General features: G+C 72.3%; 15 protein-coding genes. 12 read left to right on the top strand and 3 right to left on the bottom strand.

Annotated features, from left to right (window positions below; all coding sequences use genetic code 11):
• Positions 1-35 precede the first annotated feature (35 nt).
• Genes AB0J71_RS07690 through AB0J71_RS07665 form a run of 6 tightly spaced genes read left to right on the top strand, consistent with a single transcriptional unit; the run spans position 36 to position 6,632 of the window.
• Positions 36-1,868, top strand: coding sequence for an ABC transporter substrate-binding protein (locus tag AB0J71_RS07690; protein ID WP_364389676.1), 1,833 nt, complete (start codon positions 36-38; stop codon positions 1,866-1,868).
• A 3-nt stretch (positions 1,869-1,871) separates the two neighbouring features.
• Positions 1,872-2,879 (top strand): ABC transporter permease, encoded by a 1,008-nt coding sequence (locus AB0J71_RS07685; RefSeq protein WP_364413314.1) that lies wholly within the window; start codon positions 1,872-1,874, stop codon positions 2,877-2,879.
• Entirely contained in the window at positions 2,876-3,781 is a 906-nt protein-coding gene (locus AB0J71_RS07680; RefSeq protein ID WP_352328223.1) for an ABC transporter permease, read from the top strand. The genes AB0J71_RS07685 and AB0J71_RS07680 overlap by 4 nt, the downstream gene beginning before the upstream one ends.
• Positions 3,782-3,784: 3 nt before the next feature.
• On the top strand, positions 3,785-4,771 hold the full coding sequence (locus AB0J71_RS07675; protein ID WP_364413312.1) for an ABC transporter ATP-binding protein: 987 nt from the start codon (positions 3,785-3,787) through the stop codon (positions 4,769-4,771).
• Positions 4,768-5,778, top strand: a complete 1,011-nt coding sequence (locus tag AB0J71_RS07670; protein ID WP_352328221.1) for an ABC transporter ATP-binding protein — start codon at positions 4,768-4,770, stop codon at positions 5,776-5,778. The genes AB0J71_RS07675 and AB0J71_RS07670 overlap by 4 nt, the downstream gene beginning before the upstream one ends.
• Entirely contained in the window at positions 5,778-6,632 is an 855-nt protein-coding gene (locus tag AB0J71_RS07665; protein WP_352328220.1) for a GNAT family N-acetyltransferase, read from the top strand. Before AB0J71_RS07670 ends, AB0J71_RS07665 begins: the two co-directional genes overlap by 1 nt.
• 2 nt (positions 6,633-6,634) lie before the next feature.
• Here AB0J71_RS07665 and AB0J71_RS07660 read toward each other — a convergent pair whose 3' ends face one another.
• A complete protein-coding gene (locus AB0J71_RS07660; protein ID WP_364413310.1) occupies positions 6,635-7,747 on the bottom strand; it encodes a DUF1343 domain-containing protein in 1,113 nt (370 codons plus the stop codon).
• Between the two features lie 57 nt (positions 7,748-7,804).
• Between AB0J71_RS07660 and murQ the strand changes: the two genes are divergently transcribed.
• From murQ to AB0J71_RS07645, 3 genes are read left to right on the top strand one after another with little or no spacing between them, the layout of a single operon-like run.
• Positions 7,805-8,704 (top strand): N-acetylmuramic acid 6-phosphate etherase, encoded by a 900-nt coding sequence (gene murQ, locus AB0J71_RS07655; protein WP_352328218.1) that lies wholly within the window; start codon positions 7,805-7,807, stop codon positions 8,702-8,704.
• A gap of 58 nt (positions 8,705-8,762) precedes the next feature.
• A complete protein-coding gene (locus tag AB0J71_RS07650; RefSeq protein WP_364413308.1) occupies positions 8,763-9,908 on the top strand; it encodes a serine hydrolase domain-containing protein in 1,146 nt (381 codons plus the stop codon).
• A gap of 4 nt (positions 9,909-9,912) precedes the next feature.
• Positions 9,913-10,290: a VOC family protein gene (locus tag AB0J71_RS07645; RefSeq protein WP_352328216.1), complete on the top strand. Its 378-nt coding sequence runs from the start codon at positions 9,913-9,915 to the stop codon at positions 10,288-10,290.
• On the opposite strand, the gene AB0J71_RS07640 is transcribed toward AB0J71_RS07645, so the two are convergent.
• Positions 10,287-11,183: a TIGR03619 family F420-dependent LLM class oxidoreductase gene (locus AB0J71_RS07640; RefSeq protein ID WP_364413306.1), complete on the bottom strand. Its 897-nt coding sequence runs from the start codon at positions 11,181-11,183 to the stop codon at positions 10,287-10,289. The two genes, AB0J71_RS07645 and AB0J71_RS07640, sit on opposite strands and share 4 nt — an antisense overlap.
• 147 nt (positions 11,184-11,330) lie before the next feature.
• Here AB0J71_RS07640 and AB0J71_RS07635 point away from each other — a divergent pair, with 147 nt between their 5' ends.
• Positions 11,331-11,570, top strand: coding sequence for a hypothetical protein (locus tag AB0J71_RS07635; protein WP_352331431.1), 240 nt, complete (start codon positions 11,331-11,333; stop codon positions 11,568-11,570).
• Positions 11,571-11,643: 73 nt separating this feature from the next.
• On the opposite strand, the gene AB0J71_RS07630 is transcribed toward AB0J71_RS07635, so the two are convergent.
• The gene (locus AB0J71_RS07630; RefSeq protein WP_364413304.1) at positions 11,644-11,958 is read right to left on the bottom strand and encodes a hypothetical protein; all 315 of its coding nucleotides are present in this window, start codon (positions 11,956-11,958) and stop codon (positions 11,644-11,646) included.
• Positions 11,959-11,998: 40 nt separating this feature from the next.
• On the opposite strand from AB0J71_RS07630, the gene AB0J71_RS07625 reads away from it, so the two are divergent.
• Positions 11,999-12,853 carry a phosphotransferase gene (locus tag AB0J71_RS07625; protein ID WP_364389668.1) on the top strand — a complete coding sequence of 285 codons (855 nt, stop codon included), beginning with the start codon at positions 11,999-12,001 and terminating at the stop codon, positions 12,851-12,853.
• A gap of 59 nt (positions 12,854-12,912) precedes the next feature.
• Positions 12,913-13,170, top strand: coding sequence for a zf-TFIIB domain-containing protein (locus AB0J71_RS07620; protein ID WP_352331027.1), 258 nt, complete (start codon positions 12,913-12,915; stop codon positions 13,168-13,170).
• Positions 13,171-13,185: the final 15 nt, after the last annotated feature.

Below are 13,185 nucleotides of genomic sequence, written 5' to 3'. Positions count from 1 at the left end.
ATCCTCAACAGGTCCGACATCCCCCGGAGCGGCAGATGAAGCGACTGGCAGCGGTAGTGGCGTTGCTGGGCCTCGCCACCGCCACAGCGGCGTGCAGCGGTGGTACTAACAACAAGTCCGGCGGCTCGAGCGGTGGTGGTGGCGGGCTCTTCACCACGATCGACGTCAACAGGCCGGGCCTGGAGGCCACGGCCCCGGCCAACCCGTACAACCCGAAGGGCAACTCCTTCCCCGGCTACACGGCGATGAAGCTGGGCTGGGTCAAGAACCACCTGACCGACCCCAACCAGGCCCTCCCCGGCATCGCGGCGAGCTGGGAGATCGCGCCGGACAACTCGGCGATCACCCTGAAGCTCCAGCCGAACGCCAAGTGGTCCGACGGCAAGCCGGTCACCGCCGAGGACGTCAAGATGTCCATCGGCATCGCCTACACCCAGGGCAGCACGGCGTTCTCCATCACGCCGGGCGCCGCGGGCGCGGCGGCGGACGTGACCGTGGTCGACGACCACACCCTCAAGATCACCCAGGACATGGCGAACCCGAGCCCCAAGTTCGCCCGCGGCGTGCTCGACACGTTCGTCCTGCCCTCCCACGTGTGGAGCAGCGTGCTCCCCGCGGACTTCTGGGACCAGCTCAAGGCCTCCAGGGGCGAGGGCGCCGCGGCCGACAAGGCCCGCGAGACCATCACCGGCCTGGGCGAGAAGGTGCTCACCTTCGCCCCGCCGAAGGACACCTCGGCCGGCCCGTTCGTGCTGGAGCGGGTGAACCCGTCCGAGGCGCTGCTGGTCAAGAACAAGTACTTCTACAACGCCGCGAACGTGGCGCCGGCGCAGGTGAAGTTCCTCAACTACACCGGCAACGAGCAGATCTGGAACTACCTCACCGCGGGCAAGCTCGACCACGCCGGCTTCACCGCCGCGCCGTCCGACGTGATGAACCGGATCAAGGCGGCCGCCGGCAACGAGGTCATCAAGGGCTACTCGCCGGTCGCGGTGAGCATGGCCTTCAACCAGTCCAAGAAGCCGTACGACAACGTGCACGTGCGCCGCGGCCTGGCCTACCTGATCAACCGCGAGGAGGTCACCAAGGTCGCCTCGCCCGAGGGCGGCACGGCGGCGGTCACCACCAGCGGCATCCACCAGAAGGCCGCGCAGGCGTGGATCCCCGACGAGCTGCCCAAGCTGGAGCCGTACGCGCCCGACGTGGCCAAGGCCGAGGCGGAGTTCAAGGAGGCCGGCCTCACCAAGAAGGACGGCAAGTGGACGCTGGCCGACGGCTCGGCGTGGAAGGTCTCCATGCACGCGCCCTCCGGCTTCTCCGACTGGCTGTCGGCGCAGGAGAACATCAAGAGCCAGCTCGTCAAGGCCGGCGTCGACGCCGAGGTCGTCACGACCGCCGACTACCCCCTCTACCTGGAGGAGCTGGCGGCCGGCAAGTACGACGTGGGCTTCTGGCTGATGGCGCTCGGACCCGCGCCGTACGACATCTACCAGCGCCTGTACGGCGCCTCCAACGGCTGGACCAACGTCGCGGGCAAGGTCAAGCACTCCGAGCCCGGCAAGGCCGGCAACTGGATGGGCGGCCCCGAGGAGATCGAGGTCGACGGCGCCAAGATCAACCCCGGTGAGCTGACCGGCAAGCTGAACTCGGCCACCGAGGAGCAGGCCAAGCCGATCATGGCCCAGCTCGCCAAGGCCGCCAACCAGGACCTCCCGGTCATCCAGCTCTGGGACTACGTCAACACCCAGTTCGTCAACAACAGCCGCTTCACCGGCTGGCCGCACGACGACGAGATCCTGCGCATGGGCGCCGGCGTCCTGCCCTCGGGCGTCTGGATCCAGCTCGGCATGATCAAGGCGAAGTCGTAGTTCATGGCGCTCATCGCACGACGACTCGCGGGCCACCTGGCCCGCGGGTTCGTCATGATCCTCGTAGTCGCGACGATCAGCTTCTTCATCATCAACAACATCCCCGGCGACCCGATGGCCGCCCGCTACGAGAAGCTGGTCGAGCAGGGCATGTCGCCCGAGGCCGCCGCGCAGGCCGTCAAGGTCCTGTACGGGTTCATGCCCGACGGCACGCTGTGGCAGCAGTACACCGACTACATGTCCGGCCTGCTCCACCTCGACCTCGGCATGTCGGTCAGCCGGCCCGGCACCTCCGTGGTCGACGTGCTCACCGACGCGGCCAAGTGGACCGTTCTACCGGTGCTGGCCGGCACGCTGCTGAGCTTCCTCGTCGGGATCCTGCTCGGCGTGTACGCCGCCATCAAGCGCACCGGCAAGCTGGGCGACGCCCTGGCCATCTCCGGCTCGCTGCTGCACGGCATCCCGCAGTACGTGCTGGCGATGCTGCTCGTGGTGATCTTCGCGACGCTGCTCCCGATCCTGCCGGCCGACGGCTCGGTGGACATCCTGTTCGAGCCCGGCTTCAACGCCGGCTACATCGGCTCGCTGGTCGAGCACGCGGTGCTGCCGGTGGCCACGTACGCGCTGTCGGCCTACGGCGGCTGGATCCTGGCGATGAAGTCGAGCGTGGTCACCGTGCTGGGCGACGACTTCATCCTGGCCGCCGAGCTGCGCGGCATGAAGCGCTCGATCGTGTTCCGCTACATCGCGCGCAACGCGATCCTGCCGCTGTTCACCATGCTCGCCCTGTCGCTGGGCCTGCTGCTGGGCGGCGCGGTGTTCATCGAGAAGATCTTCAACTACCCGGGGCTCGGCTGGCTGCTGATCAGCGGCGTCCAGGACCGCGACTACGGCCTGATGGGCGGGGCGTTCCTGCTGATCACGGTCGGCACGATCATCGCCAACATCGTCGCGGACCTGTTCTACACGGTCATCGACCCGCGGGTGCGCAGCGGAGAGGAGGGCTCGTGAGCGCCACGCTCATCCCTGAGGCCGCGCCGGCCGCCTCGGCCATGCGCCGCAACTTCTGGAACGGCGTCTGGCGGGTGATGAAGCGCAAGCCCAGCCGCATGGCCGGGGTCGTCATCATCGCCGGCTTCATCGTCATGGCGGTGCTCGGGCCGATGTTGCTGCCCGAGCACCTGCCGGGCAACGCGGGCGCGATCACCCAGCCGCCGAGCTGGGACCACTGGTTCGGCACCGACCCGCAGGGCCGGGACGTGACCGCGCTGGTCATCAAGGGCTCGCGTTACGTCCTGCTCACCGCCCTGGTCACCGCGCTCATCACGGTCGTCGCCGGCACCGCGATCGGCCTGTTCTCCGGCTTCAAGCGAGGCCGCTGGGACACCGTGCTCATGCGGCTGACCGACATGAAGCTCACCATCCCCGGCCTGCCGCTGCTGCTGGTGCTGGCGACCGTGTGGAAGTTCGGCAACCCCTTCCAGATGGGCCTGGTGCTCGGCCTGCTCGGCTGGGGCGGCGTGGCGCGGGCGGTGCGCGCGCAGACGCTGTCGCTGCGCGAGCGCGGGTTCATCGAGGCCGCCCGCGGGCTCGGGCTGTCCACCACGCACATCATCGGCAAGGAGCTGCTGCCGAGCATGGCGCCCTACATCGCGATGAACATGCTCATCGCGGTCACCGGCGCGGTCTACTCGCAGGTGGGCCTGTTCTTCCTGGGCGTTCTGCCGTACGAGTCGGACAACTGGGGTGTGATGCTCAACCTCGCCGTGTTCCAGGCGGGCGCGATGATCACGCCGAACGCGCTGGGCTACCTGCTGGCGCCGCTGCTGGCGATCCTGCTGCTCACGCTCGGCATCGTGCTCGTGGTGGACGCCATGGACGAGATCTTCAACCCCCGGCTGCGCGAGGAGTAGCAAGTGGCCGAACAAGCGCCGGGAGTGCGCATCGACGGCCTGACGGTCGTCTACAAGACCCCCGCGGGCGAACTGCCCGCCGTCCGGGACGTCACGCTGACGCTGGAGCCGGGCACCATCACCGGCATCGTCGGCGAGTCCGGCTCGGGCAAGTCCACGCTGGCGCTGTCGCTGCTCAACGCGGTGCAGCCGCCGGGCAGGATCGCCGCGGGCAGCGTCGAGATCGACGGTCTCGGCGACGTGACCGGTTTCGCCGGCGAGGAGCTGCGCAAGGCCCGCGGCCGGCACATCGGGTACGTCTTCCAGGCCGCCCAGAACTCGCTCAACCCGCTCAAGACGGTCGGCAAGCAGCTCCTCGACCTGGGCCGCTCGCACGGCGTGGAGGACCTGCGCGGCCTGGTCCGCGAGGCCAAGGAGCTGCTGGGCCGGATGGGCCTGGACGGCGCGCGCGTGCTCGACTCGCACCAGCACGAGCTGTCCGGCGGCATGCGCCAGCGGGTCGGCATCATGCTGGCGCTGGTGCTCAACGCCCACCTGGTGGTGCTCGACGAGCCGACGACCGCCCTGGACATGATCACGCAGGCGAACATCCTGAAGATCGTCCGCGAGGTGCACGCCGAGCGCGGGCTGACCACGCTGGTCATCACGCACGACATCGGCGTCGTGGCCGAGGTCGCCGACCGCCTGGTCGTCATGTACGGCGGCCGCCTGGTCGAGCAGGGCCCCACCCGCGAGGTGCTCGGCTCCCCCAGCCACCCCTACACCCGGGGCCTGATCAGGGCCATCCCCCGGCTCGTGGGCGACATCGCCGAGGCCCAGGCGCTGCCCGGCCGGCCGCCGACGCTGGCCACGGTGCCGAAGGAGGGCTGCGTGTTCAGGGAGCGCTGCGCGCTGCGCATGGACGTGTGCGACACCGTCGACCCGCTGGCCGTGGCGCATGGATCGAGGATCGTGGCCTGCCACGCCGTGACCGTGAAGGAGCACGCGTGATCACCGGGACCGGCATCGTCAAGACGTACAAGCAGCGCGGCAACGTGCTGGCCGGGCGGGAGGTGCGGGCGCTGCGCGGGGTGGACTTCGCCATCCCCAAGGGCGGCGCGGCCTCCTTCATCGGCGAGTCCGGCTGCGGCAAGACCACGCTGGGCCGGATCATCGCCGGACTGGAGACCTACGACGAGGGCGAGATCGTCATCGGCGACGTGTCCATGTCGGGGCTCAAGCAGAAGAAGCGCCAGCCGTACTTCCGCAAGATCCAGATGATCCACCAGGACCCGTACTCGGCGCTCAACCCCACCCGGACCATCCACCAGACGCTCTACGCGCCGCTCAGCCTGCGGGCCGGGCAGACCGGGCGGTCGAAGGAGTGGATCGAGGAGCGGGCCGCCGAGGTGCTGTCGATGGTGGGCCTCGACCCGGGCTCGGTGCTGGGGCGCTACCCGCACCAGCTCTCGGGCGGCATGCGGCAGCGGGTGGTCATCGCCCGCGCGCTGACCGTCGACCCGGAGATGCTGGTCGCCGACGAGGCCGTCTCGATGATCGACGTCTCGCTCCGGCTGGGCATCCTCGCGCTGCTGAAGGACCTGCGCGAGCGGCTGGGCGTGAGCGTGCTGTTCATCACCCACGACGTGGCCACCGCCCGCTACATCGGCGACGACGGCGAGCTCTACGTCATCTACCGCGGCCAGGTCGTCGAGCGCGGCCCGGTGGACACGGTCATCGCCGACCCGGTGCACCCGTACACGCAGTCGCTGCTGTCTGCCATCCCCGTGCTGCACGGCCTGGAGGAGCCCGGCGCGCAGCCGGTGACGCCGCTGGAGTCGCTGGACGAGAGCAAGGCCGACGAGGGCTGCCTGTTCGCCCGCCGCTGCCCCTTCCGCGGCGAGCGGTGCGCGGGCGAGCGGCCGTTGCTGCAGATCACCGAGGGCGTGCCGCAGCAGCACGCGTGCTTCTACCCCGAGCGGCGCGACGTGATCGCGCGCCCGATGAGCGAGGTGTGATGTCGCCCACCGTCCGCGGCGCGGACCTGGCCGAGGCCGCCCGGGTGGCCGCCGCCGCGCTGACGCTGGACGCGCCCGAGGCCCCCGACCTGGTCCGGCGCCTGGCCGAGCCGCCCGCCGAGCGCCGCTGGACGGCGCTGGCGACCGACGGCGGGGTGGTGATGACGTCGGTCTCCTCCAAGGACCCCGAGGTCGGGCACCTGGACCTGCTGGCCGTGCACCCCTCGGTCCAGGGCCGCGGGCACGGGCGGGCGCTGGTGCGGGCGGCCGAGGAGTGGCTGCGGGGGCACGGCGTGCGGCAGGCGCGTTTCGCCGGGAACCCGCCCTGCTACGCCTGGCCCGGCATCGACGTGCGGTACACCGCCGCCGCCTGCCTGGCCGAGAGCCTGGGCTACGAGCGTTACCACGTCGCCTGGAACATGACCGCCGACCTGCGGGCCGACCTGTCCGTCGAGGACGATCTGGCGCGGCTGGAGCAGGCGGGGGTCACGGTGCGGGCGGCGGGCGCCGACCGCTCGGCCGTGGCCGCGTTCGTCGAGGAGCACTGGAACGAGCGGTGGGCCTGGGAGGCGGCCAACGCGACCGGCCTGCACTACGCCGAGCGCGACGGGCAGGTCCTGGCCTTCGCCGCCTGGGGGGCGCGGCCGGCCTGGTTCGGCCCGATGGGCACCGCGCCGGACGCCCGCGGGCTCGGCCTCGGCGGAGTGCTGCTGCGCCGCTGCCTGGCCGAGCAGCGGGCCGCCGGTCAGGAGAACGCCGAGATCGGATGGGTGGGGCCGTTGCGGTTCTACTCGCGCGCCGTGGGCGCGCGAGCCGAACGCGTCTTCTGGCTCTACCGGCGCGATCTGGCCTGATGTCAGCTGTAGAGCAGATGTCCTTCTGGACGGCCGGGCGGCGGGCACAGCTCGCGCGGGTCGTCCCCGGCCTCCAGGCAGCGCGTGAGCGTGTCGGAGCCCCACAGCAGGTCGAGGAACAGGTCATCGCCCTTCCAGACCAGGTCGTCCGGGTAGAGGACGCGGGCCGTGTGCAGCATCGACAACCCGGTCAGCACCGGCCGGAAGGCCCGCGGGTCGTGCACGTGCAGCTGCACCCCGCGGACGGGGACGCCCGCGTGCTTGTGGAACGTCGGGGTGAACCAGGTGTCCCTGAACCGCACGCCGGGCAGCTCCAGCCCGTTCAGGGCGGCCGCGTAACGCTCGTCCGCGTACGGCGCCCCGACCAGCTCGAACGGCCGGGTGGTGCCGCGGCCCTCGGAGAAGTTGGTGCCCTCGAACAGCCCGGTGCCCGGATAGACCAGCGCGGTGTCGGGGGTCGGCATGTTGACCGAGGGCATCACCCAGGGCAGGCCGGTCTGCGCCCAGCTCATGTCCCGCCGCCAGCCCTCCATCGTCACCACCCGCAGGTCGGCGTCGAAGCCGAACAGCGCCGCCAGCTCCCCCGCGGTCCTGCCGTGGCGCACGGGCAGCGGGAAGCGGCCCACGAAGCTGGCGAACGCCGGGTCCAGCAGGGGGCCCTCCTCGACGGTCCCGCCCAGCGGGTTGGGCCGGTCCAGCACCACGAACGACAGGCCCAGGCGGGCAGCCGAGGCCAGCAGGTCGTACATGGTCCACACGAAGGTGTAGAAGCGGGCGCCCACGTCAGCGATGTCGAAGACCAGCGTGTCCACGCCGGAGGCGGCGACCACGCGGTCGAGGTCGTCGCCCGACAGCTCGTGGGTGTCGTAGACCGGCAGTCCCGTCGCGGGGTCCACCGCGTCGCGCTCGCTCGATCCCGCCTGGGCCGTGCCGCGCAGGCCGTGCTCGGGGCCGAACAGCGCGGTCAGGGGCAGGCCCGCGGCCAGCAGGGCGTCGGTCGTGGGGGTCAGGTCGGGCAGGACGCCGGTGGGATTGGTGATCAGGCCGAGACGGGCGCCGCCGGCCAGCGCGGGGTCCGCGGCCAGCCGTTCGGCTCCGGTGCGTACGTGTGACATGGATCCATTCTCTGAAAGATATTTACAACTGAGAAGTAAAGGGTGGAAATTAGCGTCATGATTGATCCGCTGCCCGAGCTGTCCACCGAGCAGAGCGATCCCCGCTACAGCCAGATCGACCGGCTGCCGACGGAGCAGATCGCCCGACTGATGAACCAGGCCGACGCCGAGGTGCCCGTGGCCGTGGCCGCGGCCGTGCCGGCGATCTCGGCGGCCATCGACGCGATCGCCGCCCGGATGGCCGAGGGAGGCAGGCTGCTGTACGTCGGCGCCGGCACCTCGGGACGGCTGGCCGTGCTCGACGCCAGCGAGTGCCCGCCGACGTTCGGCACCGACCCCTCGCTGGTGCAGGGCGTCATCGCGGGCGGGCCGGAGGCGCTGACCCGGTCCATCGAGGGCGCGGAGGACGACGCCGAGGCGGGCGCGGCGGCCATGAAGGACCTGCAGGTGGGCGCGCTCGACTCGGTGGTGGGCGTGTCGGCCAGCGGGCGGGCCCCGTTCGTGCTGGGCGCGCTGGCCGAGGCCGCCGGCCGGGGGGCGCTGACCGCGGCGCTGTCGTGCAACACGGGCGCGCCGCTGTCGGCCGCCGCCGAGCACGCGATCGAGGTCGTGGTGGGGCCCGAGGTGGTGGCGGGCTCGACCAGGCTGAAGGCGGGCACGGCGCAGAAGCTCGTGCTGAACATGATCTCGACGATCTCCATGGTCCGGCTGGGCCGGACCTACGGCAACAAGATGATCGAGATGTCGGCCATGAACAGCAAGCTCGCCTCCCGCGCGCTGCGCATGGTGAGCGAGATCACCGGGGCCGACGCCGCGACGGCGGGCGCGGCGCTGGAGGCGGCCGGCGGGCAGGCGAAGACGGCCGTGGTGATGATCCAGCACGGCCTGGACCCGGACGCGGCCCGCGCGCTGCTGGAGTCGCACGGAGAGCGGCTCAGCGACGCGCTCAGCGGCTGACGTACCGGACGGGACGCCCCCGGGGGACTGTCGGGGGCTTGACGAGGGGGGAACGGGGATGTCGGACCGGCTGGAGCGCCTGCTGGCCGCCGCGGTGCCGCAGGTGTGCCCGGCGGCGGTCGCGCTGATCGCCGCGCACGGCACGGTGACCGCCGCCGCGGCGGTGGGCGAACTGGTCAGGTACACCGACGCCGTGCCGGGCGGCACCCAGGACGGCGACTCCGACGGCGACTCCGACGGCGTGCCGGGCAGCGTGCCGGGCGCCGGGTCCGGCGGCCCGGGAACCCTCGCCGCCGAGCGGCCCCCCGCGCGCCGGGACTCGGTGTTCGACCTGGCCTCGGTCAGCAAGCTGTGCACCACGTCGGTGGTGCTCTCGCTCACCGAGGAGGGCCTGCTGGACCTGGACGAGCCGGTCCGGGCGTGGATCCCCGGGGCCGACCCGCGGATCACGCTGCGCCGCCTGCTCACCCACACGGCGGGCCTGACGCCGACCCGCCGGATCGATCTGGAGCTCCCGCAGGCCGGGCCGGAGGAGCGCATGGCCGCGATGCTCACCACGCCGGTCACCGGCCCGGTCGGCGGCCCCTACCTCTACAGCGACGTCGGCATGGTGATGGCCGGCCGGATCGCCGAGCTGGCCGGGTCCGCCCCGCTCGACGTCCTGGTCCGCGCCCGGATCACGGACGTGCTCGGCCTCGCCGGCACCGGCTACCGCCCGGTCGGCGGCGGCGGCGGACGGGCCGAGCGCGTCGCCGCGACCGAGTTCAAGCCGGAACGCCCCGGCCCCGGCTGCGTGCGCGGCGAGGTGCACGACGAGACGGCCCACGCCCTGGGCGGGGTGGCCGGGCACGCGGGCCTGTTCGCCCCGGCGGACGACCTGCTGGCCTTCGGGGAGGCCCTGCGGCTGGGCGGGGGCGCGATGCTGAGCCCGTCGAGCGTGGCCGAGATGACCCGCGACCAGGGGGTGGAGGGGGCGGCGTTCCGGCACGGGCTCGGCGTGCGGATCGGCGACCCCGGCATCGTGGGCCCGCTGAGCGGCGCCTACGGCCACTCCGGGTTCACCGGGACGTCGCTGGTGGTCGATCCGGCGCGCGGGCTGACCGTGGTGCTGCTGACCAACGCCGTCCATCCGGTGCGCGGGCGGCCGGGGATGCGCGAGCTGCGGTGCGCGGTGGCCGCCGAGGCGCTGCGGCACGTAGCGTGAACGCATGCCCGTGCAGCTGAACCACACCATCGTCGCCGCCACCGACCGGGACGCCACGGCCGCCTTCCTGGTCGACGTCCTCGGCCTGGAGCCCGCGCCGGTCTACGGCCCGTTCCGGGTCGTGACGCTGGCCAACGACGTCTCGCTCGACGTGATGCAGGCCGACGGCGAGGTGACGCCGCAGCACTACGCCTTCCTCGTCGGTGAGGAGGAGTTCGACCAGATCTGGGGGCGGATCAGGAGCCGCGGCCTGACGTTCTGGGCCGATCCGGGGCACACCAGGCCCGGCACGATCAACACCCACGACGGCGGCCGCGGCCTCTACTGGTCGGGCCCCGACGGGCACAACCTGGAGATCATCACGGTCCCCTACGGCGGTTAGGGCGCCAGCGCCTCCAGGGCCTCCTCGGCCCGGCGCATCGCCTCCCCCGCGTCGGCGGTGACGATCTCCTTGTCGAAGTTGAGGTCGTGGAAGACGTCCGTGACGCCCGCGGCGGCCAGGGCGGCGACGTCCTGCCTGATCTGCTCGTACGTGCCGGTCAGCGGCCGGCGGGCGTCCTCGGCGCCGGCCGGCCGCACCTGCGTGACGCCGCGGCAGACGTAGCGGAACGAGGCCGCGTCGCGCCCGGCGGCGGCGATCGCCTCCTTGATCAGAGCGATCCGGCCCTCGACCGCCGACAGGTCCTCCCTGCTGGAGCTGATCCAGCCGTCGGCCAGCCGGCCGGCCCGGCGCAGCGCGACCTCGGCGGTGCCGCCCAGCAGGACCTGCGGCGGCCCCGGCGCCGGTTTGGGGTCCATGTGGGCGGCCGGCACCCGGTAGAACTCGCCGTCGTGCTCGACGACGTCGTCCGTCCATGCCTTGCGCAGCAGCTCGACGAACTCCTCGCCCCTGCGCCCGCGCCGCTCCATGCCGACGCCGGCGGCCTCGAACTCCTCCGGCACCCAGCCGAGCCCGATGCCGGCGCTGACCCGGCCGCCGGAGAGGGTCTGCAGGGTGGCGAGCTGCTTGGCCAGCACGACGGGCTGCACGTACGCGTTGACCACGGCCACGCCCAGCCGGATCGTCCCGGTGATGCCGGACAGGTGCGCCAGCGTGACCAGCGGGTCGTGGACGCCGCGGTAGGTCGGCCCCATGGGATGCCCGACGGGGTACAGCAGCCGCTGGAACGTCCACAACTCGTGGTAGCCGAGCTCCTCGGCCCGCGCGGCGACGCGGCGCATGTTCTCCGGTGTGGCCCAGGGCCCTGACTGGGGTACGGCGAAACCGATTCTCATGGTCCCAGTCTGGCCGACCGGGGTTCGCGATCTCCAACCACACGAAAGGTACAAGATCGACAAAAAGGGCATCTTTTTGATCAAGAAGCGCTACCGTGGAAATGATCAACACGGCGCGTCCGCGCCGCCCACGAGGAAGGACGATGCATGCGACAGAAGTCCGCACGGCTCGGCGTGGCCCTGGCCATGGCCGGGGCCCTCGCCGTCGGCACCCTCTCCGTCGCCGCCCCGGCCGGCGCTTCGGCCACGAGCTGGACCCCGTACCAGGCGTACCGCACCCTGCAGAACTGCGTGTCGGCGGGCACCACCCTGCTCGTCACGAAGGGATACAAGGAGTACGAGTGCCGCTGGGACAGCCCGTACTACATGCTCTGGCTGCGGAAGTAGGGGCGGGCGCGGTCAGGCTCGGCAGCGCCTGACGGCGGCCCTCGCCGAGGGGGCGGGTGGCTTCATCGTCATGTCACCCGTGCCCCCGCTCCCGCCGCGCACGGGCCCGCGCCCGCTCCAGCGAGGTCGCCCGCGTCAGCGCCGCCCGCGCCCGCTCGATCTCCTCCTGGCCCGGACCGTCCGCCGCCTCGGGCTCGACCGCCCACCGCGCCGGCTCGCGGGCGGCCTCCTGGTCCACGGGCCTCCCCCGGCGCGGCGCCGGACGCCGCTCCCGGCGACGCCGGGCGGCCTCCTGATCATGCTCGCGCAACGCCTGGGCGGCCCGCGGCGAGCTCGCCCTCAGCCACTCGCGCGCCAGCGCCGCCCACTCCCTTGCTTCCGCCATCACGACGGCATTTACCCCCAACACTGCCCAATACTCTGTACGAGTGGGTCTAGAGGAGGAGCTTGCGGGCATCGCCGCAGCGTACGGCGGCACGGGCGAACCCGTGCGACACCAGACACGCACCGACGTGGTCGTGTTACGGATGGGCGAGGTGGTGGTCAAGGCCCACTCCGCCCGCGACGAGGTGGAGCCGCTGCGCGCCCGCCTCAGGGCCGCCGCCGCGGCCGCGGTCAACGGCGTGCTGCTGGCCCCGCTGGAGGCCGAGGTGCTGACGGCGGCGGGCCGCGCGGTCAGCGTCTGGCCGGCCGGCCGCCCGGTCCCCCACGACGATCCGGGGTCCGCTCCCTGGGAGGAGGGCGCGCGGCTGCTGGCCCGGCTGCACGCCGTCCCCCTGACGGTGGTGCCGCCGATGCCGCCCGCCGGAGGCCCGGCGCGGGCCGCCCGCGCGGTGTCCAGGATGAGCGGCGACGGCCCGGTCGAGCAGCTCGTCCGGCACGCGTTCAAGGAGCTGCCCGAGCCGGCCCCGGTGCCGGGCCTGCTCACCCACGGCGACTGGCACCTGGGCCAGCTGGTCTGCCGCGACCGGTGGCTGCTCATCGACGTCGACGACCTGGGCGTCGGCGACCCGGCCTGGGACCTGGCGCGACCGGCCGCCTGGTACGCGGCGGGCCTGCTGGAGCCGGCCGTCTGGGAGCGGTTCCTCGGCGCCTACCTGGCCTCCGGCGGCCCCGCGCTCGGCCAGGGCGACGATCCCTGGCAGCGGCTCGACCTGCCGGCCCGGGCGCTGACCGTGCAACTGGCCGCCGTGGCCGTGCTCAACGCCGAGCGCGAGAACCGGGAACTCGACGAGGTGGAGCACGCGTTAATCGAATCGTGCAGCAGAATCGTCCGAGCGTGACGGGGGCCGCACGCGGTAGGTTTCAGCCTGAGACCCCGGATCCAAGGAGAGCGACTTAGATGCAGTGCCCGAAGTGCCGCGGCAACATGCGGACATATGAGCGCAACGGCGTCCACATCGAGCAGTGCGACAACTGCCGTGGGATCTTCCTCGACTATGGCGAGCTGGAGACCCTGACCCGCATGGAGTCGCAGTACCACGCCGCTCCGCCGCCGCCCCCCGCCCCCGGGCCGGCCTGGGGCGCTCCCCACCACGGCGGTCACCACTACGGCCACCACCGCCAGCGCAGCTGGGTGGGCATGCTGTTCTCGACCTGATCGCCCCGGCAGCCG

This window comes from Nonomuraea sp. NPDC049637, assembly GCF_040675235.1.
GTDB lineage: Bacteria > Actinomycetota > Actinomycetes > Streptosporangiales > Streptosporangiaceae > Nonomuraea.
This window is presented reverse-complemented; position numbering and strand designations above follow the sequence as displayed.

What these genes read in the sequence shown, in the direction of transcription:
- AB0J71_RS07645 (WP_352328216.1), top strand. Translation starts at nt 9,913, where the DNA reads ATGCCCGTGCAGCTGAACCACACCATCGTCGCCGCCACCGACCGGGAC.
- AB0J71_RS07620 (WP_352331027.1), top strand. Translation starts at nt 12,913, where the DNA reads ATGCAGTGCCCGAAGTGCCGCGGCAACATGCGGACATATGAGCGCAAC.
- AB0J71_RS07635 (WP_352331431.1), top strand. Translation starts at nt 11,331, where the DNA reads ATGCGACAGAAGTCCGCACGGCTCGGCGTGGCCCTGGCCATGGCCGGG.
- murQ (WP_352328218.1), top strand. Translation starts at nt 7,805, where the DNA reads ATGATTGATCCGCTGCCCGAGCTGTCCACCGAGCAGAGCGATCCCCGC.
- AB0J71_RS07640 (WP_364413306.1), bottom strand. Translation starts at nt 11,183, where the DNA reads ATGAGAATCGGTTTCGCCGTACCCCAGTCAGGGCCCTGGGCCACACCG.
- AB0J71_RS07650 (WP_364413308.1), top strand. Translation starts at nt 8,763, where the DNA reads ATGTCGGACCGGCTGGAGCGCCTGCTGGCCGCCGCGGTGCCGCAGGTG.
- AB0J71_RS07690 (WP_364389676.1), top strand. Translation starts at nt 36, where the DNA reads ATGAAGCGACTGGCAGCGGTAGTGGCGTTGCTGGGCCTCGCCACCGCC.
- AB0J71_RS07660 (WP_364413310.1), bottom strand. Translation starts at nt 7,747, where the DNA reads ATGTCACACGTACGCACCGGAGCCGAACGGCTGGCCGCGGACCCCGCG.
- AB0J71_RS07685 (WP_364413314.1), top strand. Translation starts at nt 1,872, where the DNA reads ATGGCGCTCATCGCACGACGACTCGCGGGCCACCTGGCCCGCGGGTTC.
- AB0J71_RS07665 (WP_352328220.1), top strand. Translation starts at nt 5,778, where the DNA reads ATGTCGCCCACCGTCCGCGGCGCGGACCTGGCCGAGGCCGCCCGGGTG.